General features: G+C 64.6%; 16 protein-coding genes. 7 read left to right on the top strand and 9 right to left on the bottom strand.

The window, feature by feature from the left end; translation table 11 throughout:
- The first annotated feature begins 380 nt into the window (after window positions 1-380).
- Window positions 381-962 (top strand): transglycosylase family protein, encoded by a 582-nt coding sequence (locus tag D8W71_RS14270; protein WP_121114218.1) that lies wholly within the window; start codon window positions 381-383, stop codon window positions 960-962.
- 99 nt (window positions 963-1061) lie between these two features.
- Here D8W71_RS14270 and D8W71_RS14265 read toward each other — a convergent pair whose 3' ends face one another.
- Complete coding sequence (locus D8W71_RS14265) at window positions 1062-4031, bottom strand: UPF0182 family protein (protein WP_201265067.1); 2970 nt, start codon at window positions 4029-4031, stop codon at window positions 1062-1064.
- A 246-nt stretch (window positions 4032-4277) separates the two neighbouring features.
- On the opposite strand from D8W71_RS14265, the gene D8W71_RS14260 reads away from it, so the two are divergent.
- On the top strand, window positions 4278-4898 hold the full coding sequence (locus tag D8W71_RS14260) for a PPA1309 family protein (protein WP_201265396.1): 621 nt from the start codon (window positions 4278-4280) through the stop codon (window positions 4896-4898).
- A 12-nt stretch (window positions 4899-4910) separates the two neighbouring features.
- Here the strand turns inward: D8W71_RS14260 and D8W71_RS14255 are convergent, their stop codons facing one another.
- Window positions 4911-5933: a YlbL family protein gene (locus D8W71_RS14255; RefSeq protein WP_121114215.1), complete on the bottom strand. Its 1023-nt coding sequence runs from the start codon at window positions 5931-5933 to the stop codon at window positions 4911-4913.
- Window positions 5934-6069: 136 nt separating this feature from the next.
- On the opposite strand from D8W71_RS14255, the gene D8W71_RS14250 reads away from it, so the two are divergent.
- The 3 genes from D8W71_RS14250 to D8W71_RS14240 all read left to right on the top strand — a co-directional run bounded on the left by D8W71_RS14250 (window position 6070) and on the right by D8W71_RS14240 (window position 9860).
- Window positions 6070-7458, top strand: a complete 1389-nt coding sequence (locus D8W71_RS14250) for a zinc-dependent metalloprotease (RefSeq protein ID WP_121119195.1) — start codon at window positions 6070-6072, stop codon at window positions 7456-7458.
- Window positions 7459-7611: 153 nt separating this feature from the next.
- A complete protein-coding gene (locus tag D8W71_RS14245) occupies window positions 7612-8472 on the top strand; it encodes a hypothetical protein (RefSeq protein ID WP_236077432.1) in 861 nt (286 codons plus the stop codon).
- Window positions 8473-8543: 71 nt separating this feature from the next.
- Window positions 8544-9860: an ABC1 kinase family protein gene (locus D8W71_RS14240; protein ID WP_121114214.1), complete on the top strand. Its 1317-nt coding sequence runs from the start codon at window positions 8544-8546 to the stop codon at window positions 9858-9860.
- A gap of 32 nt (window positions 9861-9892) precedes the next feature.
- Here D8W71_RS14240 and D8W71_RS14235 read toward each other — a convergent pair whose 3' ends face one another.
- The 3 genes from D8W71_RS14235 to D8W71_RS14225 form a co-directional block, all read right to left on the bottom strand.
- Window positions 9893-10144, bottom strand: a complete 252-nt coding sequence (locus D8W71_RS14235) for a WhiB family transcriptional regulator (RefSeq protein WP_121119191.1) — start codon at window positions 10142-10144, stop codon at window positions 9893-9895.
- A gap of 254 nt (window positions 10145-10398) precedes the next feature.
- Complete coding sequence (locus D8W71_RS14230) at window positions 10399-10758, bottom strand: hypothetical protein (protein WP_121114213.1); 360 nt, start codon at window positions 10756-10758, stop codon at window positions 10399-10401.
- Window positions 10759-10896: 138 nt separating this feature from the next.
- Window positions 10897-13026: an ATP-dependent DNA helicase UvrD2 gene (locus D8W71_RS14225; protein ID WP_442971972.1), complete on the bottom strand. Its 2130-nt coding sequence runs from the start codon at window positions 13024-13026 to the stop codon at window positions 10897-10899.
- Window positions 13027-13134: 108 nt separating this feature from the next.
- Between D8W71_RS14225 and D8W71_RS14220 the strand changes: the two genes are divergently transcribed.
- On the top strand, window positions 13135-13407 hold the full coding sequence (locus D8W71_RS14220; RefSeq protein WP_121119189.1) for a mycoredoxin: 273 nt from the start codon (window positions 13135-13137) through the stop codon (window positions 13405-13407).
- Window positions 13408-13413: 6 nt separating this feature from the next.
- Here the strand turns inward: D8W71_RS14220 and nudC are convergent, their stop codons facing one another.
- Window positions 13414-14319 carry an NAD(+) diphosphatase gene (nudC, locus tag D8W71_RS14215; RefSeq protein ID WP_121114212.1) on the bottom strand — a complete coding sequence of 302 codons (906 nt, stop codon included), beginning with the start codon at window positions 14317-14319 and terminating at the stop codon, window positions 13414-13416.
- A 50-nt stretch (window positions 14320-14369) separates the two neighbouring features.
- The gene (locus tag D8W71_RS14210; RefSeq protein WP_121114211.1) at window positions 14370-15437 is read right to left on the bottom strand and encodes a potassium channel family protein; all 1068 of its coding nucleotides are present in this window, start codon (window positions 15435-15437) and stop codon (window positions 14370-14372) included.
- A gap of 103 nt (window positions 15438-15540) precedes the next feature.
- Between D8W71_RS14210 and D8W71_RS14205 the strand changes: the two genes are divergently transcribed.
- Window positions 15541-15927: a DoxX family protein gene (locus D8W71_RS14205; protein ID WP_121114210.1), complete on the top strand. Its 387-nt coding sequence runs from the start codon at window positions 15541-15543 to the stop codon at window positions 15925-15927.
- A gap of 27 nt (window positions 15928-15954) precedes the next feature.
- Here the strand turns inward: D8W71_RS14205 and D8W71_RS14200 are convergent, their stop codons facing one another.
- Both D8W71_RS14200 and D8W71_RS14195 read right to left on the bottom strand, forming a co-directional pair.
- Window positions 15955-19290, bottom strand: a complete 3336-nt coding sequence (locus D8W71_RS14200; RefSeq protein WP_236077984.1) for an ATP-dependent helicase — start codon at window positions 19288-19290, stop codon at window positions 15955-15957.
- 83 nt (window positions 19291-19373) lie between these two features.
- Window positions 19374-22751, bottom strand: a complete 3378-nt coding sequence (locus D8W71_RS14195; protein WP_121119183.1) for an ATP-dependent helicase — start codon at window positions 22749-22751, stop codon at window positions 19374-19376.
- Window positions 22752-22764: the final 13 nt, after the last annotated feature.

The following is a 22764-nucleotide window of genomic DNA, read 5'->3' as shown; positions in this document are numbered from 1 at the left end:
CATTTTCTTGGTGATTCATCCCACATAACAGTGGTGTAACGAAGCGGAAACGAATGGGTCGCGAGCCCGTCCGACCTGCTGAAACAGCCCAGAACGTCTCAGCATGTGAGCGTTGCGGCTCCCAATTCTTAGTGTGACGTCACGAAAATCCTCCGCTACCTTCGCTGTCGGCCCTACAACGCAGGGTCAGTACCTCCCCCGCCGCTGCATCGCTCTGCCCCGCGGGAGATGGTTCCCCGATACGCACGGGGGCAGAGCCGCAACACGTACGACGCCGAACTCGCAATGTGGACGGCCACTCGTACACGGTGCCGGGACACAGGAGTACGACGTGTCTCACGGCTGGTTGCGCCGGCAAGCGCGGAGAGGATTCACCCCGCATGACCAAACAAACACAGTTCAGCAAGCGTGCACTCGGATGGGTCGCCGTCACCGGCGCCGTCGTTGCGATTCCGCTCGGCCTCTCCGTAGGCACCGCGAACGCTGCGGAGCACAACTGGGATGGCGTTGCACAGTGCGAGAGCGGCGGCAACTGGAGCATCAACACTGGAAACGGCTACTACGGCGGCCTGCAGTTCTCGCAGAGCACCTGGACCGCCAACGGCGGCACCGGGTCACCGCACGGCGCCTCCAAGGCCGAGCAGATCCGCGTCGCGGAGAACACCCTGCAGAGCCAGGGTGTTGGCGCATGGCCAGTGTGTGGCCAGCAGCTGACCACAGGTGCTTCGACTCCTGAGCCCGAGGCCGAAGCACCCGCACCGGCCGCGCCGGCCGCGCCCGCGCCCGTAGCACCGGCACTGCCGGTTGCTCCCGAGTACCAGGCACCGGCTCAGCAGGCCGTCACCGCCGCACAGCAGGGCTTCGACGCGGCATCCAAACTTGCCGACCAGTACGGCCTCGGCGCGCAGTTCGAGCAGCTCGTCAGCGCGAACTCGCCCGTACTTACCTCGATCGGTCGATAGACCCGGCTGGACACCAACCAGCACCGCATGCAACGAGGCGCCCGTCGCCACTTCAGGAAGAGAAGTGGCGACGGGCGCCTCGTTCTTGGCTTGCGTGAACTAGTTGCTGTTGTACGCGTCGATTGCCTGCTGAAGCGCATCGAACGCATCACCGAGTCGACCCAGGTCACCACTGGTCTGCGCGGACCTGACGTCGGCAAGAGCCGAATTCAGACGTTGAACCTCCGCCGCACTCGGCTGACCCTGCTGAGCCGGAGCCGGAGTCGCAGGAGGAGTAGTTACCGTGCCCTCCTGATTTCCGTTCTCGGGCTCGGTCGGCTGCGGATCCGCTGCGTCACCACCAGGAGCAGTCGCGGCCGTACCCGTGCCCGATCCGAAGACCTGGTCCAGCGCTTCGGACAGCGTCGCCGCATATCCGACGCGCACCCCGCCACCCGAACCTGGTTCGCGGTAGCTGACCAATACCCTCGTCAGCTGCGGGAACGTAGATGTCGACGCGGTATTTCGCTCCGTGTACAGCGGTTCGACGTACAGAATTCCGCCGTCCGCGATCGGCAACGTCAGTAGGTTGCCGTACTGAATGGTGTTGGACTGCTGCAGCAACGTCCTGTCCGACGCGACTCGCGAGTCGGACGTCATCGAGTTCTGTGCCTGCTGCGGACCCTGGGTCTGCGTATTCGTCGGCAGCTGCAGAATCGTGAACTTTCCGTAGTTCTCGGGATCGGATCGAACCGAGATGTACGCCGAGAGCAACTCGCGATTGAATCCGACCATCGCGCTGGTCAGCCTGAACGACGGCTCACCCGAATCCGGATCGCCGATGAGGACGTAGTACGGCGGCTGATTCAGATCGGTGCCACCGTCGACCGTCGGGTCGCTCGGAACGGACCAGAACGCGTTGTTGGTGAAGAACTCACCTGGGTTGTCGACGTGGTACTTGGCCAGCATCTCGCGCTGGATCTTGAACAGATCCTCCGGGTAGCGGAAGTGCGAACGCAGTTCCGGAGAAATGTCGGACTGCGGTTTCACCGAATCCGGGAACACACCCATCCACGCCTTCAGCACCGGGTCCTGTTCGTCGACCTGGTACAGCGTGACTTTGCCGTCGTACGCGTCGACGGTCGCCTTCACCGAGTTACGGATGTAGGAGACCTCTTCACGTGGGAGCGGCCGGCCCGTCGTCGGTTCGACGCTGTCGGCGGTGAGACCGTCCAGCGACGCGCGCTGGGCGTACGGGAATGATTCCAATGTGGTGTAACCGTCGACGATCCACACGATCTTGCCGTCGACCACGGCCGGGTAGGAATCCGTGTCGGTGGTCAGCCACGGCGCCACCTTCTGGACGCGGTCACGAGGATCGCGATTGAAGATGATCTTGGAATCGTCACTGATGGCGCCGGAGAACAGAATGTTGCGCTCGGCATACTTGGCAGCGAAGGCAAGGCGGTTGAACCAATTGCCGACGGATACACCGCCTGAACCCGTGTAGGTGTAGTTCGAGTCGTCGGTGTCGTACTCACGATCACCCGTGCCCGAGGCACCGACAATTGCGTAATCCGGATCGGCCTGCGCGATGACCTCGCCGTAGTAGATGCGCGGCTGGTCGACGGGAATGACCTGTTCGGTGCCCTGCGACGCGATGTCGCTGACGGTGTAGATCGGGTAACCGCTGTTGCTGTTGGCACCCTCGGCCGTCGGGTCCTGAACCGCTGCATTCACGCGATTGGCCGGTGCCGCGACGAACCCGTTTCCGTGGGTGTACACGGTGTGCCGGTTGATCCAGTCCGTCTGGTTGCCGGTCAAGGACTCCGGAGACAGCTCACGGGCAGCGACGATGTAGTCCTGCAGCTGGCCGTCGATCTCGTAACGATCGACATCGAGCGTCGACGGGAATCCGAAGAAGTTCTTCAGCTGCTGCTGCTGGGTGAACGTTCGGGACAACACGTTCGGATCGAGCAAGCGAGTGTTGGCGATGGTGGTGATGTCCGCCTGGCTTTCACGCGGATTCTGCGAGCCCTCGCCCGAGTAGTCCTGGTATTCGACGACATCGTCGCCGATGCCGTACGCATCGCGCGTCGCGTCGATGTTCCGCTCGATGTACGCCCGTTCCTTCTCGGCGGCGTTCGGCCGAACCGAGAACTGCTCCATCAGCAGAGGGAACACCGCGCCGACGAGAATCGAGGACAGGACGAGCAGTGCGGTGGCAAGAGCAGGCACCCTGAGATCGCGGAGGAAGATTGCAGCGAAGAACGCTGCGGCACAGATCAATGCGATCGCCAGCAAAATCAGCTTTGCCGGAAGCACGGCATTGATGTCTGTGAAGCCTGCACCGCTGAAGATCGGTTCCTTGCGACTGCTCGACAACAGCGAGTACCGGTCGAGCCAGTACGCGATGGCCTTGAACAACACGAACGACCCGGCAATAACTGCCAACTGGATGCGTGCGGCGCGGGTAAGTGCACCTTCGCGACCTGCCAGTCGAATTCCCCCGAACACGTACTGCGTCAACAGATTCGCGAAGAACGCGATCAGCGTGGCGACGAACAGCCAGTTGAGAACGAAGCGGAAGAACGGCAGGTCGAACGAGTAGAAACCGATATCCAACCCGAACTGCGGATCCGTGACGCCGAAATCTCCACCGTTCAAGAACAACTGAACCGTGGTCCAACTGGACTGCGCGATCAGACCCGAGATCAGACCGAACGCAACCGGAATTCCGATTCCGAACAGACGCAGCCGGCTCATGACCGTCGTTCGGTAGCGAGCGATCGGATCGTTCGGCCCTGCAACGGGTACGAAGACGGGGCGATTTCGATACGCCAGCAGCAGCGCCAGGAAGACGATGCCACCGACGACAGCGGCGATGATCAGGAAAATCACCAGTCGCGTCAAGAGCGTGGTGGTGAAGACCTGACGGAATCCGACTTCCCCGAACCACAACCAATTCGTGTAAGTGTCGATGAGGCGTGGACCGATTAGCAGCAATGCTGCGAGGACCAAGGCCAGAACAAGTAATACCCGGCCGCGCCGCGACAGCGACGGTAGACCGGTGGGGGCCCTCATGCCCACGTGCCACACTCCAAATTCGGGCGATACACCTAGGTATCGCTGATGGGTCGGCGACGCACTGTATGCGTCGCCATGTCCGATTTGAGGACCACTGTACGGAACGCAACACCCGAGTGCCGACAGCGCATCCGCTGCCTCCGCTCTTAGCTCTCACACGGCCGCGGGGTGCTCGGGTTCACGAAGGCCGTGACTTAGGCGAGGGCTCGTCAGTGAGAAGATGGCGGGGTGAGTGATTTCAGCGACGATCTGTTCCGCGACGGTGTCGACCCCGATCCGAACACCGAAGCGCTCGGTGACGCCCTGGCCCGATGCGCGCGAGAAGTGGTCGACTTCGTCGACGGCGAAGGCTGGGGTCAGCCGCCGCAACTCTTCGCGCTCGTACCGACGTCGTTGCTCGCCGCCGCAGAACCGGGACTTCTGGACGACCTTGCCGACGGCGCCCTGCTCACACCGATCCAGCAGCATTCGCTCCCCGAGGATCTCAGCGGCGCATCGCACGCGCTCGACGAATTCCTGGCCACCACGACGTGGCCGGAAGGCGTGATCGGATGCGCTCTCGTTCAGGAGATCGTCGTTCTGCCGCCTGCGGCCGAAACCGCCTTGGACGAAGCACTCGTCCCCCTCCTCGCGGACCGCGACGCAGCCGACGACGCAGCCCGCCGGGCCGCGCACACCCACCCCGACCGCAAGGACGGGCGACTCATCGCCGCCGTTCTGAAGGACGGGCCGTCGTTGACCCTGCTCCAGCTACGACCCGACGAGGACGCAGACCCGTTCGCGCCCGTCGAACTGCTGCTCTACGACGACTTGGCGCCCGGCATCGTCAGCGCCCTCCACGCCACCTTCGACGTGGTCGAGGACGACTAGCGGCGCTGCGCCTCAGCAACTAGGTGCGTCGCCGCCTGAGCCGAGGGCTTCCAACGAGTCGATCGCGCCGTCGAGCGAATCGACTTTGACCAGACGCAGTCCGTCCGGTGCGTTCGCGGCAGCTTCGTCGCAATTTTGGGACGGGACGAGGAATGTGGTCGCGCCCGCCTCGCGGGCTGCGATGAGCTTGTACGGAATTCCACCGATCGGACCGACGGTCCCACCTGAGTCGATCGTTCCTGTCCCCGCCACGAAATCACCGTTGCTCAGCTCCCCCGGACTGAGTTTGTCCACCACGGCCAAGCTGAACATGAGTCCAGCCGAAGGCCCTCCGACATCTGCGAGATTGAAGGTGACGGTGAACGGCACGTCGGGTTCCTCGGCAGGGGTGACACCGAGGTAGCCCTTCTCGGGCGCGTCTGGACGTGCGCCGAGCACCACACTCTCGGTTCGTTCGACGCCGTCCTTCGCGACCACGATGTCGATCGACTCGCCCGGCGTCCGGGCGCTGACCGACTCGCGCACTGCCGTGACCGAGTCCACGGCGACGCCTCCGACCGAGATCAGCCGTTCGCCGTCGTTGAGCAAGCCGGCCGCCGGCCCATCAGGCGCGACCGCACCGACTACGAGGACGATGGGTAGGCCCAGATGGTGGAGTGCGGCGAGTTGCGCACTGTTCTCGGACTGCTCGAAGTCTGCCTGGTTGCTCTCCTGGACCTCTTCTTTCGACTTGTCCGGCGGATACACCTCTTCGCGAGGGACGAGCCCTTGCCGTCCGCTTGCCCAGAAGCCGAGCGCCTCGAAGAGGTTGAGCTGGTCGCGCACCGCCACCGTCGTCATGTTCAGATGCCCCGTCGTGGGGTCGACACTGGTCCCGTCGATTTGGACGACTGGCTTACCGTCGGCATCACCGAGAGTGTTGTAGGTCGGTCCTGGGCCGAGGGCCGCGAAGGGCACGGTGATGACGGTGCCCACGACGCCCAGTACGACAACGGGCACGAGAGCGGCGACAAGAGTGGCAATCCGACGATTCACTCGACAAACATTAGAACCGTCGGCTGTGACCAACGTGTGAGACCCCTCCCGAGCAGGCCCACGCGGGAGCGTCGTGTTCGCCGTCAGCGTGATCACCGACGGTGCCAGGTGTCCGTACGCCTTGTACCGTTGGCCTATGAGCAATTTTGGTTTCCAGGGCTCCGACGAGGATCCGGACAAGAAGAAGGATCAGGGCGGCGATTCCTCCGGCGGGGTTCCCGGTGGGTTCGGGTTCGGCGGTGAGGGCTTCGACCCGGCAGCTCTCGGCCAGATGCTCACTCAGTTCGGCCAGATGCTCAGCGGGATGGGCGCTCCAGGTGCGGGTGGCAGCGCGGCGGGCCCGGTCAACTACGACCTGGCCAAACAGTTGGCCCGCCAGCAGATAGGAACGATCTCTCCCGTCGGCTCCGGTAAAGCCGAGGCGATTTCCGAGGCCGCCCATCTCGCCGAGCTGTGGATCGACGGCGCGACCACGCTGCCTGCAGGCGCGTCGAAGACTGCCGCGTGGAACCCAGGCGACTGGTTGGACAACACGATCGACACGTGGAAGCGCTTGTGCGATCCAGTCGCCGAACAGATTTCGGGCATGTGGACTGCCGGTTTGCCGCCGGAGGCCCAGCAGGCGGCGGGTCCGATGATGGGCATGCTCACGCAAATGGGCGGAATGGCTTTCGGCTCGCAGCTCGGTCAAGCTCTCGGCCAACTGTCCAAAGAAGTTCTCACTTCGACCGATATCGGCATCCCGCTCGGGCCGAGCGGCGTCTCCGCGCTCCTGCCAGAAGCGATTGCAGCATTCTCCGAGGGCTTGGAACAGCCCGAGCGGGAGGTCCTCGTCTTTCTCGCAGCACGTGAGGCGGCCCACCAACGGCTGTACAGCCACGTTCCGTGGTTGCGTCAGCGAGTACTTGCGACGGTGGAGGAATACGCCCGCGGAATTCGGATGGACTTCTCAGCGATAGAGGAAGCCGCATCCGGGCTCGATCCGTCCGCCCTCACGGACCCGTCCAAGATCGAGGAAATCCTGCAACAGGGAGCCTTCGAACCTCAGACGACGCCCGAGCAGAAGCAGGCGCTCGAACGCCTCGAGACGCTCCTCGCATTGGTCGAAGGGTGGGTCGAGACCGTCGTCGCGGAGGCGTTGGGTGACCGCCTGCCCGGCGCGAGCGCGCTCGGAGAAACTATTCGACGAAGAAGAGCTTCCGGCGGACCCGCGGAGCAGACGTTCGCGACACTCGTGGGTCTCGAACTGCGACCTCGCAAGGTCCGTGAGGCAGGCGCCCTCTGGCGAAGGCTCACCGAGGCCGCCGGGATCGATGGACGCGACGGTGTGTGGGCGCACCCGGATCTATTGCCCGTCTCGTCCGATCTCGACGATTCTGCGTCGTTCATCGACGGCGTCGTCGGCGGGGGTTCGAGCAATTTCGACGATCCCATCGCGCAACTCGAGGCCACCGAAGCACAGGAACGAATCGCTCGGGAGAACACCGAGCGAGAGGGAGACGACGGCAAGGACTCTCCAAGCTGACCGCTCGAAACCACGCGGTGACGCCGGTGCTACCGATTTTTTCGGTAGCACCGGCGTTTTTGGATATCAACACAGCTCAGCGCCTTGCGCGCCTGTGGATAACCTTCCGTCCAGGGCCCTGTCCACGAGCCTCGCCGTGCAATTGTTCACGCTGTGCGCACACAGATGATCCGCCGACCGAACCTTGCCGTGCCGGTCTTCTCCCAACGCGACGGAACCGTACGACTCGGCTGGAATCCGGATCGGTCGTTTTCGATCACCCCGCCGCCCCCGATCGGGCACGACGTCTTCATCGACCTGCTTCGCCGTCTGGACGGAGTCCATTCGCGGGCCCACATGATCTGGTACGCCGGAACTGTCGGCCTGTCGGCGAACTCGATGTCCACCCTTCTCGCCGAACTCTCCGAGGCCGGCTTGTTGGTCGAAGGAGTCCTCCGACCTGCCGACGAAGGCACTGCTGCCGCAGCGAGCACGGTCGTGAACATCTTGGGACGTGGCCCTCTGTCCGACGCCATCATCGCCGGGTCGACCCCGTCTGCCGCAATCACCTTCACGCGATCGGCCGTAGCGCCCACTCAACTCATCGTGTCCGAACGCGAGTGGGACTGCGACATGGTCGTTCTCACCGACGACATGACCCCCGACCCACGGGTGGTGACCGGACTTGTTCGTAGCAGGACACCGCACCTGCAGGTTCGGCTTCGAGATCACCTGGGGATCGTTGGTCCGTTCGTGCTGCCGGGAACGACCAGTTGTCTCCGGTGCGCGGACCTCGTGAGAGGTGGGTTGGACCGGCACTGGCCCCATCTGGCCGCGCAACTTCTCGGACGGGTCGGCGAGGCGGCGAAGCCGACTGTTCTCGCGACTGCCGCAGTTGCACTCGAATCGATCGCCGCTTACGTCGTCGATCGCCGCACTCCCCTGGCCGACACGACAGTGGAGATCGATCTACGTCGACACGTCATGAATCGCCGGAGGTGGGATCGCCACCCCGGATGTGATTGCGCAGCGTGACAAAACGGACGCGTGCACCTCTGTGGCCTGCGCTGTGGGCAGGATGGCCTCTGGTCCGACATGATGGAGATGTGCCAGACATTCCACGCCGGAGCTCAGCCCGAACCGCCAAGCTCGCTCGTATCCCCATCGGGATCGCGGGTAGAGCCGCCGTTGGCTTCGGGAAGAAGTTGGCCGGCGGCAACCGCAGCGAGATCGATTCCGAGCTCGCAGCCAAAGCCGCCGAACAACTCTTCTCGGTCCTGGGCGAACTCAAAGGCGGCGCAATGAAGTTCGGGCAGGCTCTGTCCGTGATGGAAGCCGCCGTACCGGAGGAGTTCGCGGAACCGTACCGAGAAGCGCTCACCAAGCTGCAAGCCGACGCGCCTCCCCTCCCCGCGGCCAAGGTTCACCGAGTGCTGGACCGCCAGCTCGGCACCGCCTGGCGTTCTCGATTCGATTCGTTCGAGGACACCCCGGTGGCGTCGGCCAGCATTGGTCAGGTTCATCGGGCAGTGTGGTCGGACGGACGCGACGTTGCGGTCAAGGTGCAATATCCGGGTGCCGACGATGCACTCCGTGCGGACCTCAAAACCATGTCTCGCTTCGCCAACACCTTCAGCGCCATCTTCACCGGTGCGGACGTCAAGCCCGTGCTCGACGAACTGATTGCGCGCACCGAGGACGAACTCGACTACCGCATCGAAGCCGCAAGCCAACGTGCGTTCGCAACTGCCTTCGAGAACGACCCCAAGTACTCCGTTCCACGTGTGGTCGCCAGTGCACCGAAAGTTCTCGTCACCGAGTGGATGAACGGTCGGCCGCTGTCCGCGGCGATCGCCGACGGGACCGCCGAGGAGCGCAACGCCGCCGGGGAACTATTGGTGCGCTTTGCATTCGAAGCTCCCGCTCGCGCTGGGTTTCTGCATGCCGACCCTCATCCGGGCAATTTCATGATCTTGCCCGACGGCCGCCTCGGCGTCATCGACTTCGGCGCAACCGCTCCGATGCCGCATGGACTCCCGCCGGTTCTCGGTCGTATGGTCAGGCTCGCGCGCGACGAGCAATTCGACGACTTGGTCGAATTGTGCACCAGCAACGGGTTTGTCATACCCGGGCGGACAGTCACGGCACAGGAGATCGCGGACTACCTTCGCCCGTTCACCGATCCGATCCGATCCGAGTCGTTTCACTTCACCCGTGCCTGGCTGCAGAAGGCCGCGGGCACGGCCGCCGAGTTCGACAGCGCACAGTTCCGGACCGTACGCGCACTGAACATGCCAGCGGAGTACGTGATGATATTCCGTGTATTGGGCGGCCTCGTCGGCATCTGTGCCCAACTCGACGCATACGCGCCGTACATGGCCATTCTGACGGAGTGGATGCCCGGATTCTCAGCCGAGGTCTGATCGACCTCGGCTGAGAAATCGGGCACCACCTTCTACGCGACCTGCTGTTGCTTACGAGGACGTCCACGCGGGCGTTTGCGCGCGATCACGACTCCTTGGTCGAGAATTTCGCCGCCCCACACGCCCCACGGTTCGGCGCGGTCGAGTGCCGCGCTCAGGCAGATCCGTCGGACGGGGCACTGAGCACACAGTGCCTTCGCCCGCTCGAGTTCACCCGGACTGTCGGCGAACCACAGATCGGGATCAGCTATGCGGCACGGCACTTCGCCTGCCGAGTTCTTCATTTCGCTCCCTGGAGCATCGTTCGGTGCGGACACTGTGGTGTCGACATCGGATTGCGTTTCGTATCGGCATGTCGTCCGGATCGTGGCGGTTGACACGTCGGTCTCCTCTACTTTTCGTTTCGGCGTGTTTACGGTTTTGCGGTGATTCTGCGAACCAAGTGGGACCGAAACGTTCGAATCCGAGGGGACTCATCGAACGAAAAAGGCCACGGTCCGCGTGAGCGGGTCCGTGGCCTTGGAGGCGAGTCGAGGATCTATCGAGAGTGTTCTCGATATCGATTCTCGATCACGGACATCGCTGGTGCGCGGCGATGACGTGCTGCTGGATTGGTCGCGGCGGACCACTGTGCTGCAAAGGGCTGTGCTGCGAAGGGCTGTGCTGCGAACAACGCTGCAGCCGTCTGTGCTGCAGGCGTGACCGCCGTCATCGCTTCCGCGCCGACCAGGGCGGCCGAAGCAGCGACAGCTCCCGCGGAGCCGAGCGAGCCGGCGGGGAGGGAGGCGGAGACGCCGCCGATCCGTACAGCCGACACGTCGGCTGCATAGCTCATGGGCACAGCAGCGTTGAACGCGGCGATATTCACCGACGTAGCGCTGAAGATTGAATTCTTCATTTCTCTCCACCTCCTTTTCGATAGCGATCTGCGGACAGTGTCTCGTGTGCTCGCGGTCTCCCGCGGGCGGTGAAAACAGACTAAACCCGACGGTCCGAACCGCACAAGTTATTTTCTACCTGGGGATATTCGGAAGACTCAGGCGCTCGACGACTCTCGTACTACTGCCAGCACGTCCTCGCCGAAGCGTTCGAGCTTCTTCGCCCCGATACCAGGGATCGCGACAAGCCCGCGCTCGTCTTGCGGCTGCTGTTCGGCAATAGCGGTCAGTGTCATATCACTGAAAACCACGTAGGCCGGAACCTTCAACTCGCGCGACATGTCGAGACGCCATGCCTTCAATGCGTCGAGCAGCGCGATGTCGACGTCACTGGGGTGGCTCTCACACCGTCCCAGCATCGTCGCCGCAGTACCGAGCAGCGCTTTGCCGCACAGTCTGCATTTCGGCCCGGACTTCTTCGTCGTGGGTGCTGCGATGCGCGACGCGGGCGAGTCCTCGGGTATCAGACCGCCGAGAAATCTCGACCGCCGCCTGGACTTGCGTCCGCCTTCGTTGCGCGCGAGAGCCCAGGACAGGTGCAGGTGCTCCCGCGCACGGGTGACACCGACGTACAACAGACGCCGCTCCTCCTCGATGGCAGCGTCGTTGTTGGCACTGGGATCGTTGCCGAGGGCGTGGGAAATCGGAAGTGTTCCGTCGACGAGGCCGACGATGAACACCGCGTCCCATTCCAATCCCTTTGCCGCGTGGAGCGACGCCAACGTCACACCCTGCACGACAGGTGGGTGACGAGCCTCTGCCCGGGCGGCCAACTCGCCGAGCAAACGGTCCAGGTTCAGATCGGGGTCCTGGGCGACCAACTCCTCGGCGACCTGAACGAGACCGCCCAACGACGCCCACTTCTCGCGCGCCTGCGCGCCGGTCGGCTCGGTCGCAGTCAAACCGAGCGGCGCCAGAACGGCCCTCACCAACGACGGAAGCCCTTGCCCCACCGTCGACTCTTCGGGGAGATCATCGCGCCCCGACGCGCTCCGCAGCGCCGAGATACCTTGCCGCACCTCGGGTCTGTTGAAGAACCCCTCGCCACCTCGCACCTGATAGGGAATCTGTAGTTCCGTCAGCGCTTGCTCGTGCACTTCCGATTGCGCGTTGATCCGGTAGAGCACCGCAATCTCGGCCGGCGCGACACCCTTCGAGATCAACCGCTTGATTGCCCGCGCAACGCCGTCGGCCTCGGCCGGTTCGTCGTCGTACTCGGAGAACTCGGGCTCCGGTCCCGCCGGCCGCTGGCCGATGAGCTGCAATCTGGTGCCCGCGATACGTCCTCGGGCTGCGCCGATCACCCGGTTTGCCAGCGACACAACCTCGGGCGTCGACCGATAGTCGCGTTCGAGCCGGACGACGGTGGCGTCGGGGAAACGGCGAGAGAAATCGAGCAGATAACGCGGCGTCGCGCCGGTGAAGGAGTAGATCGTCTGATTCGCGTCCCCCACGACGGTCAGATCGTCCCTCTCGCCCAGCCAGGCATCGAGAACCCGCTGTTGCAACGGTGTGACGTCCTGGTATTCGTCGACTACGAAGCAGCGATACCGCTCACGGAACTCCTGTGCGACTGCGGAATTCTCTTCCAGTGCAGCGGCTGTGTGCAACAACAGGTCGTCGAAGTCGAGCAGCATGCCGTCGCCGCCGTGCGATTTGAGATCCTCGTATCCTGCATAGACCGACGAGACCTTCGCTGCGTCCATGGGAACTTCTCGCCGTAGCTTCGCAGCGATTGCCGGGTAGTCCTCGGGAGCGATCAGGGAGCCCTTGGCCCATTCGATCTCGCCGGCGAGATCGCGCACCGCATCGGTCGACGTCGAGACACCGGCTCGGTGCGCTGCCTGGCTCACCAACGCGAACTTGCGGTCGAGCAACTGCCAACCGGTGTCGCCGACGACCTGAGGCCAGAAGTACTTGAGCTGACGAAGCGCGGCAGCGTGAAACGTGCGGGCCTGAACCGGCGGACCGTCTCCGCCCACCCCGAGCTCCCGCAAGCGGCCACGCATCTCACCCGCCGCGCGCGCCGTGAAGGTCACCGCGAGCACCTGGCCGGCCGACACGTGGCCAGCGGACACGAGGTGGGCGATTCGCCGCGTGATCGTGCGTGTCTTGCCGGTGCCGGCGCCGGCGAGTACACACACTGGCCCGCGGGGGGCTGCCACGGCAGCCGACTGTTCGGGATCCAACCCGGCGATCATCGAATCCACAGACATGGCGTCCATCATGTCAGGAGACCCCGACAGCACCCGATCGAAGTCGGGCGAGACCGATATTCGGCGGCACGGCCGGTGGGTACTGGAACAACCGATCCTGATGCCGTGTTGAATCGTTGCGTGACCACAACCGAGAACACCGCATCCGACAACGCCGCGGCGTTGACCGTCTACTCCACCACGTGGTGCGGGTACTGCCGCAGGCTCAAGACCCAGCTCGACGAGGCTGGTATCGAGTACGCCGAGATCGATATCGAGCAGGATCCGAAGTCGGCGGAGTTCGTCGGTAGCGTCAACAACGGAAATCACATCGTCCCGACGGTCCTTTTTGCGGACGGCTCGACTGCGACGAACCCGACGCTCGCCGCCGTGAAGCGCTCGCTCGGACTCTGACCTCTTTCAGTCGCCGCTCGCGGCCCAGGCTTCCAGCATGCCTCGTGCGATCGAGATCGATCCGGGTAGCAACAGCCGCGAGTCCGAATCGGCGGCCCAATCGCCGAGTTCGAGAGCGCCACGGACTTCCTCACGGTCGAACCAATGGGCCTCGGCAATCTCTCCGTCGAGGAATCGAAGCGGTACGTCGGGGTCGGCCACCGCTGAGAAGCCGATCATCACCGAACGGGGGAACGGCCACGGCTGACTCCCCAGGTATGTGATGTCGGACACCGTCAGTCCGACTTCTTCCTGAATTTCACGCACCACGCAGGTCTCGAGTGACTCCCCCGCCTCGACGAATCCTGCCAGTACGGAGAACCGACGCTCGGGCCATGCGGGCGCCCGGGCCAGCAGCACGCGGTCGCCGCCGTCGTGCACGAGGCAGATGACGGCGGGGTCTGTCCGGGGGAACTCTTCGTGCCCGTTCGAGGTGCTGGTTCGTGACCACCCTGCGGACGACGGGGTCGTGGCGGCGCCGTCGAGCGCGCTGAAGCTTGCGCTCGCGTGCCAGTTGAGAATCGCGAGAGCACTCGTCAGAATCGACAGCTGCGTCTCGTCCAGCGTTTCCCCGATAGTCCGCAGATCACCTAGTTCGCCGGTGAGCGCGCCGACACGCTTCGCCCACAGATGATGGCCGTCGTCGATGCCGAGAAACACCGCATCGACTGCGGGCTCCGCCCCGAGGTCGGTCGCCGGGGTGAACGTCAAACCATCAGGGCCCACCTGCAACCGACCACGATGATCGACTTGAAGCACCTTCGCGTCCGGCCAACCCGCACGCAGCGCGTCCGGGTCTTTTCTGAGTTCCTCGGCGCGATTGAGCGGTGATCGGGAAAGAAGCGGCGGCGAGGCAAGTTCGAATCGTGGCACAGCAAAGACCCTACTGTCGTTGCACGGTCTACAGACCTAGTGCCCGCCCATCATTCGCCGACGCGGCGGATGTAGAGCAAGCGATCGGTGGCCTCCACCGCGTCGACCTCGGGCGAGCCAACACGGAACAGCTTTCCACCGCGCACGACGCCCAGCACGATGTCGGCCAGGTGCCGTGGAGATCCGCCGACCTCGTCACGCTCGACTTCTCTCTCGGCGATCGCGAAGCCGGCCTCGGGCGTCAGAAGATCTTCGATCATCTCCACCACACTCGGTGTCGTGGTGGCAATACCGAGCAAACGACCTGCCGTCTCGGACGACACGACGACCGAATCCGCACCCGACTGCCGGAGGAGATGGGTGTTCTCCGCCTCACGGATAGCTGCGACGATCTTCGCCTTCGGTGCGATCTCGCGGGCTGTGAGCGTCACGAGAACCGCTGTGTCGTCGCGATTGGTGGCCACGATGATCGCAGACGCGTGCTGCGCACCTGTCAGCCTCAGCACGTCCGACTTGGTGGCCGAACCGTGCACCGTCACCAACCCCATGTTCGACGCCGAATCCAACACGGTCTGGTCGGTGTCGACGACGACGATCTCCGATGCCGGGACCCCGTCACCGAGCATGGCGTCGACGGCCGTACGGCCTTTGGTTCCGAAGCCGATGACCACGGTGTGATTGCGCACGCTGCGCCTCCATCGCTGAATTTTGAATGCCTGCCGGGACCGCTCGGTGAGAACGGCGAGCGTGGTTCCGACCAACAAGATGAGGAAGAAGATTCGAAGTGGCGTAATGACGAGGATGTTCACCAGACGCGCGGACGGCGCGATCGGGGTGATGTCGCCGTAGCCGGTAGTCGAGAGCGAGACCGTTGCGTAGTACAAGGCGTCGAGGAAGGACAGTTCGTTGTCCTGGGCGTCGCGATATCCGTCGCGGTCCAGGTAGACGATGAGCGCGGCCAACATCAACGCCCCCAGCGCGATGAGGATTCGTCGATAGATCGCCCTCCATGGGCTGCTCTGCAGTTCCGGCACACGCAGAACACCGACCAGAGCGAAGTCTGGTTTGTCGGTCAATGTGTCTCCCGCGCTCAATCGAGCGCGCAACCTACCTGCCACGTCGTCTACTCACCTCCGCCTTGTCGTCCACGGCTGGCAGCGTAACCCCAACGGAGAGATTCGCCCGCGCCGACGCGTCATCCGAATGTGGCACGGTATACCCATGACACAGCACAACAGTCAGGCCGCAGCGTTGAGATTGTCCGTGTTGCTGGGCGGTGCGGGCATTCTCCACTTCGTCACACCCCAGTTCTTCGACCTGCAGGTTCCGCGCGCACTGCCGGGCAAGGCGCGCACCTACACCCAGGTGTCGGGGATCGCCGAACTAGCCGTGGCGACCACTCTTGCGATACCGCGCACCCGCCGCGTCGGAGGCGCCCTCGCCGCTGCGTTGTTCGTCGCCGTGTTCCCCGCCAACATCGACCTCGCCCGTCGCTACGTCGGCAACCCGAAAACCTCGCCGGCCGTGAAAGCCGCTCTGATCGCCCGTCTTCCGCTCCAAATTCCGCTGGTCACCGAGGCGTTGAAAGCACGCCGAGACGCACCCTGACGGCGCTCGCGGAACACAGCACTCAGCTCACGGTTGGTCGAACTCGACTTCTGCGGTGCCGTCGATCAACGCAGCGAGCGCCTGCGCGTCGGGTAGATCTACGGGTGCAATGGTTCGCCCGCTCCGCACGTAGTGGAACGCGGCCCGAACCCGCTCGAGTGGAATCGGCTGGGGGGACGAGGCCGACATCAATTCCGCCCACGCGATCCGATAGGCCGCGAGCTGCATCACGACGGACTTCTCCTCCGTCGCAGAGGGTTCCTTGCCTGTCTTCCAGTCGATGACCGTCCAACCGCCGTCGGAGTCGGCGAACACCGCATCGATTCGACCTCGCAGTACCGTGCCTGCCACAGCGGTCTCGAACGGCACCTCGACCTCGATCGGACTGCGTAGTGACCAATCCGAAGCAAGGAACGCCTGCTGCAGCGTCTCGAGATCGACGTCGGCACTCGCGCCGGTGTCCGCGGATCCAGGCAGTTCGTCCAGGTCCAACAACCGGGTGGCTCCGAAGCGTCGCTCGATCCACGCGTGGAATGCGGTTCCTCGACGCGCCAACGGGTTCGGCGGGAACGGCAACGGACGACGAAGCCTTGACGCCAATGCATCGGGATCTGCGGCGAGATCGACGAGTTGACTCACCGAGAGGTTTTCCGGCAGAGCGACATTCACCTCTCGACGTGACCGCTCTTCTCGTTCGGCAAGCAATGCGTCGACGTCGGCAGCCCAGTTCTCCGGATCGTCGTCCGATGCGTCGTCCGGTCGGTCGAGCATGTTCAATACGGCCTGCGCCCCGAGTTCGACGGACGCCCGCCTGGCACCGAGCGGGTCGCGCGGCCACGATGCCGAGTGCGGCTCGGCGGCAAGCGGGTTGTCGGTTCCGTCCTCCGGCGCGGTAGCCCATTCGTCCACGACGGCGACCGGGCCGTCGCCACGTGCCGCAGTGGCATCTACCAGTGCCTTGATTTCCCCCAGAAATTCCGACGGCCCTCGGGGTTTGGCACTGGTCTCGTCCCAGTGGTGCCCCGACAGGAAGAGTGCGCGTTCGGTCCGCGTCAGCGCAACATAGAACAGTCGCCGGTCCTCGGCGAGCCTACGTCTCGCCAAGGCATCCTTGTGACGATCGATGGCCTCTTGCAGATCCTTTCTGTTGTAAACCCCGTCGAGGTCCAGAACCGGAACACCCTCGGACATACGGCCTTCCGCGTCCTGGACGGATCGATCGCCACGCAAAGTCGGAGGAAGTTCCGCCATCGCGCCCAACCACGTCGAGGACGCTGTCGACGACGGAAAGACGCCTTTCGAGACGTGCGGGACGGCGACGACTTCCCATTCGAGACCCTTCGCGGAGTGCACGGTGAGTACCTGCACTCGGTGCGGCGCCACCTCGACCTCACCGGGAGCGAGCCCGTTCTCCACCGTGTCGGCTGCCGCGAGAAAGGCCAGGAAACCGGTGACCGTAGCGGTCGGGTTGTCGGCGTAATCGGCGACGACGACCGCGAATTCGTCGAGGTGCTCGCGTCCCACTGCGCCGACGACGGACGCTGGTGTTCGCGCCTGCGCCTCGATTCCGATTCCCATGGATCGCTCGATGTCCGCGACCAACTCGGTCAGCGGCTGTCCGATCCGGTCTCGGAGCGAATGAAGTTCCGCGGCGAGGGCAGTGATTCGTTCATACCCGCGCGCCGAATAACGCTCGGCTGCACCAGGGTCCGCGATGGCGTCGGCCAGGCCCGCGTCCTCGGCGTGCTCGCCGGGTAACGAACTCTCCAGCGCGGCGTCGAGCGCCTCCGCATCATCGACTCGTCCTGCAGTTCCGTGTGTGCCCCCGATCCCCAGCTCACGCGACCTACGGGAGAGTGCTCTGAGGTCCGCCGCCCCGATCTGCCACCGCGACCCGGTCAGAACACGCATTGCCGCGCTGCCTGCCATCGGGTCGGCCACCAGTCGAAGCATCGCGATGACATCGGCGACCTCAGGGATGTGCAGGAGCCCGCCGAGTCCGACGACCTCGACCGGTAGACCTCTGGCCCGCAGGGCGTCTGCGATCGGCTCCGCGTCGGCGTTGCGTCGTACGAGCACGGCCGCGGTCGGCGGCGGCCGGTCCTCGTCCGACGCCGCACGGAACTCCGCTGCGATTCGATCGGCAACCCACTCTCGTTCACCGAGCACCGTGGCCGTCATTGCCATTCGGATATCGCCGGCCGTTGCACCAGGGCGAGCACGCAGGGTCGGCACCGGCACGCCTACTTCCTTGAGCGGTGCAGTGACGTGGTTGGCGAGGGCGAGCGCCTCGGGTGGGTTGCGCCAACTCGTCAGCAGTTCGAGCCGGGGCGCGGGCGCACCGCCTGCCTGCGGAAAGTCCGTGGCGAATCGCGGCAGATTCGCCGCCGATGCGCCGCGCCACCCGTAGATGGACTGCATCGGATCGCCTACCGCTGTGAGCGCCAGCGATGGATCGGTACCACCCCCGAACAAGGACGACAACAGAACCCGCTGCGCATGCCCGGTGTCCTGATACTCGTCGAGAAGAACGAGCCTGAAACGGTCACGCTCGGCGCGCCCGACGTCGTGATGGTCGGCCGCGACTCGGGCCGCCAGAGACATCTGGCTCCCGAAATCGAGCGCACCTTCACGCCGCAGTGTCTGAGCGAGACGCTCGACCAAGGGCAGCAAAGCAACTCGTTTGTGCTGCGCGTCGATCATGTCGAGCAACGACTTGGTCGGTCCCCCGCGCTGTCCGGGTCCGGGACCCAACGTGTGCACCAGTTGATCGAGGTCGCTATGAGCCACTCGCAGATCGTCCGGATCGACCAGATGCTCGGCGAGCTGACCGGACAGAGCGAGGACCGCCTCGGTGATGGACGTGGGATTGCGGTCGGTGTCGAGATCACCGTCCCATGTGCTGACGACGCGGTGAGCCAATTGCCACAGCTCGGTTTCGGACAGCAAGGACGCGGACGGTTCGATCGGCAGAAGCAACCCATGTTCGGTGAGCAGCCTGCCCGCGTACGAGTGGTAGGTACTCACCTCCGGCTCGCCGCTCAGAATCCGTTCGCGTAGAGCCAAGCTCGGATCGAGAGCACGCACCACATCGGAGCCTGCCAGGCGCGCCAACCTCGCCCTGATCCGGGACGTAAGTTGCTGAGCGGCCTTGCGCGTGAACGTCAGTCCGAGAACGCTGTCCGGATCGACGAACTGGTTCGCTACCATCCAGACCACGCGCGCCGCCATCGTTTCGGTCTTTCCCGCACCGGCGCCTGCAACGACGAGTGTCGGGCCGAGTGGGGCAGCGATCACCGCTGCCTGCTCGTCCGTGGGCGGGTGCTTCTGCCCCAGCGCGCGAGACAGCTCGACAGGATCGATCCGGGGTTCGAGAGTCTGGGGTTCGAGATTCTGGGGTTCGCGTTCGGGGCCAGTACGGCGTCGACCGGTGACCGTGGTGGTATTCAACTCTCGGTCACCTGCCTTCCTGTCTCGTGGGCCGGACAACTGGACTGCACCGGGCAATGTCTGCAGCCGTCGTTGACGTACGCCTGGAACTGCGGGCCTTGGGTTGCCGAGGCGGCCTGGTGCACGATATCTCTCCACTCCTGCAACTTCTCCGGCGTCGGGGCCTCCTGTACCCGCTGCGTCGCACCTTCTTTGTTGTGCGGCTTTGCCACGAACACCAGCCGTGCGCCACCCGGCTCGCCGGCCGGCTCACCCTCGATCGCACCTGCCGCGGCCGCCACCTGGTAGGTCGCAAGCTGATTGTGATTGCGTGCATCGTCCTTCGACATCACCGTCTTGGCGGTCTTGATGTCGATGATCACGGGTCGCCCGTCCAGGTCGTGCTCGAGTCGATCGATACGACCCCGCAACGCCACCGCAGGTTCTTCGTCGGTTCGTGCCTCGAGAACGCCCTCCACTTTGACTTCGACCCCGGCCTCGGTGAGCTCCCCCCGGGTGCCTACGAGCCACTTTTCGAAGGTGTCGAGCATGGCGCCGGTCCGATCCAGCTCGTGTCGCGAGTACCACTGCGACCCCAGATCTACTGCATCCCAAGCTGTTTCCAACGCTCGGCGTACCTGATCGGGCGGCATCTTTCCGGCGACGGCCTGCACGAGTGTGTGCACGAGCGTGCCGGTGATCGCGTGCGTGTTCGAGCCGTCGTTCCCGCCGTGTCGATCCAGCATCCACCGCAACGGGCAGGTGGTCAGCTGCTCGACCGTCGACGGCGACAGCGGGACAGGCCCGTCACCGCGAGTCCACAGGGGTTCACTGGTACTCACGCCTCCGATCCCGAACCACTGCCCCGGATGCGCTCCCTTGACCCCGGCTCGCGCGAGCCGGGCAAGCTGACGCGACGCGCGGGCGTGCCGATCCGGATCATGTTCTGCAACAGACTGATCACACACGACACTGCGGAGTTCTGCGACCAGCATGGGAAGCGCGAGGACACGCGCCGTCGGCTGCGGCTCGACCTCCGGACCCTGCTCGGGATCGTCACCGTTGTGGCCGCGTAATTCGTCGATGAATCGGGACCGGACCAGATCGGTATCGCCGGTGCTCGAATCGACAGCAGTCACCAGCAGCACCGAGCGCGCGCGACTACATGCGACCAGGAACAACCTGCGTTCGTCGGCGAGCAGCGGGGCGGTCTTGGACAGCGCCCCGTCGAGCAGCTTGCCCGCGTCCTCGACACCGGCTGCGAGGTCTACGAGGGTCTCCGTTCCCAACAGGCTTCCGCGCGCCCGTAGTCCCGGCCACAGACCTTCCTGGACTCCGGCGACGGCCACCAGCTCCCACTCCCGTCCTGCCGCGGAGTGCGCGCTCAGAAGCGTCACGGCTTCCTTGGGTACCGAGGAAGAACCGGCAGCGAGCGTCGGAATCTGTTGCTGTGATATGTATTCGACGAATCCCGCCAACCGTGCTTGCGGCAGTCGGTCGACGTAGGACGCGGCCGCATCGAACAGGGCGACGACGGCGTCCAGATCGCGATCCGCCTGAGCTCCAGCCGAACCTCCCCACGCCGACATCGACGACCATCGCTTCTCGAGTCCTGATGCCTGCCATGCAGCCCACAGAACGTCCTCGACTCCGCGGCCACGGCGAGCAACCGCGTGCGCTTTACGCACCACTCCGAGAACTCGCCGAAGTGGGGCGGATTCGACATCGGACAGTTGCGGAAGCCACGACCTGGATTTGGGAGCAGCCTGGTCGGTGACCGATGAACCGGCCGTCACGATCGCCTCACGCAGCAGTTCCGCGGAGTCCCGTTCGCCTCCCGCCCCCAGCTCGACCCGCCGAACACCACGTCGAAGCCGCCTCAATCCAACGGGATCGGCACCGCCGATGGGACCTGACAGAAGCGCCAGCGCATCCTCGCCGTCGAACTCCGGGTCGACGAGCGCGCGCAGAATCAACAGCAGACCTACTGCGCCGTGCTGACGATGCAGGGGGAGCTCCGATGCCGGAGTCACGATCGGCACCCCTGCACCCTGCATCGCTCGACGGAGCGGAGCGACGACCCTTGGCACCGAGCGGACGACGACCGCCATCTCCGACCACGGCATACCGTCCACGAGGTGTGCACGGCGCATCACATCTGCGATGAGCGCCGCTTCCTTGGCCGCCGACGTCAACACCGTCACCGTTGTTTCGGCCTCACCCCATCGGGGCTCTGCAGCTGCTTCGGCGCCGCGATGCCGCCCGACTCCTGGCAGCCTGCTTGCAATCGTCGCGTTGAGAGTCGCAACGGAGTCCGCGCTTCTGAAGTTGCGTTGCAACTCGATTCGTCGTTCGTCCCCCGGTTGCGCGAGATCGGCGACGAAACTGGGGTCGGCGCCACGGAAGGTGAACACCGCCTGGTCCGGGTCTCCTGCCACGACCGTCGACTCGGTTCTGCTGCCGATGAGTCTGATCAACTGCGCGGCCTGTGGATCGAGATGCTGAGCGTCGTCGACGATCACGTGCCGGATCCGAGCGCGTTCGGCGTGCAGCAGATCCGGATCGGTTGCGAACGCCATCAGCGCGCTGCCGATCAGTTCGGCGGCGTCCAGCCCCGGGGCGGACGCGCCTGCCGCTTCGACGCCCACTGCGCCGCGCAGCATCATCGCCTGCTCGTATCTGACGGCGAACTTGCCGACGGCCACCCATTCGGGGCGCGCGTGCTTGCGCCCGAGTTTGACGAGATCCTCGGGTCCGATACCGCGTTCGGCCGATCGAAGCATCAAGTCCCGCACTGCGGCCGCGAACCCTACGAGTCCGAGAGCCGGGCGAAGCCGCTCCGGCCAGTCGACGGCGCCGTCATCGATGTCGCCCCGGAGCATCTCTCGTACGACCGCATCCTGTTCTGCGCCGGTCAGCAGCCGCGGCGGTGGATTGCCGTAGATGGCAGCTTGCAGTCGCAGAACAGCGAAGGCATACGAGTGCACGGTGCGCACGAGTGGCTCACGTGTGGCACGCATCGCATGCTCGCCCGCGAACAATCCGGAGGTGATCTGCTCTCGCATTGCGGTGGCCGCACGTTTCGACTGTGTGAGCACCAGCACTGCTTCGGGATCGCCGTCGATAATGCGGGAGACGGCGTAATCCGCGACGAGAGAGGACTTGCCGGTTCCGGGACCGCCGATCACCTGCCATGGGCGCCAGGCGTCCGCGCCGCTTGCCGCCGCTGAGACCGAGTCCGTACGACGTGTGAGCAAACGTGCTGCCGATCCGGTCCACACACGGGAACGAGCGGCGACGCGGGGAGCTCGGACGAGTGTGACCGACGTGCCATGTCCACTGCCCCCGGCCGGTGCGGCCTGCGGGCCGTCGACGGGCTCGGGAGGAAGGTTCATGAGGCGATTGCAT

Origin of the sequence: Rhodococcus sp. P1Y (assembly GCF_003641205.1) — a bacterium.
GTDB lineage: Bacteria > Actinomycetota > Actinomycetes > Mycobacteriales > Mycobacteriaceae > Rhodococcoides.
Note: the sequence above shows the minus strand (reverse complement) of the source record. Positions and strands in the feature narration are given on the sequence as shown.

Coding starts and splice junctions, on each gene's coding strand:
- D8W71_RS14225 (WP_442971972.1), bottom strand. CDS start 13,026: ATGATGGACGCCATGTCTGTGGATTCGATGATCGCCGGGTTGGATCCC.
- D8W71_RS14205 (WP_121114210.1), top strand. CDS start 15,541: ATGACACAGCACAACAGTCAGGCCGCAGCGTTGAGATTGTCCGTGTTG.
- D8W71_RS14235 (WP_121119191.1), bottom strand. CDS start 10,144: ATGAAGAACTCGGCAGGCGAAGTGCCGTGCCGCATAGCTGATCCCGAT.
- D8W71_RS14195 (WP_121119183.1), bottom strand. CDS start 22,751: ATGAACCTTCCTCCCGAGCCCGTCGACGGCCCGCAGGCCGCACCGGCC.
- D8W71_RS14250 (WP_121119195.1), top strand. CDS start 6,070: ATGAGCAATTTTGGTTTCCAGGGCTCCGACGAGGATCCGGACAAGAAG.
- D8W71_RS14230 (WP_121114213.1), bottom strand. CDS start 10,758: ATGAAGAATTCAATCTTCAGCGCTACGTCGGTGAATATCGCCGCGTTC.
- D8W71_RS14270 (WP_121114218.1), top strand. CDS start 381: ATGACCAAACAAACACAGTTCAGCAAGCGTGCACTCGGATGGGTCGCC.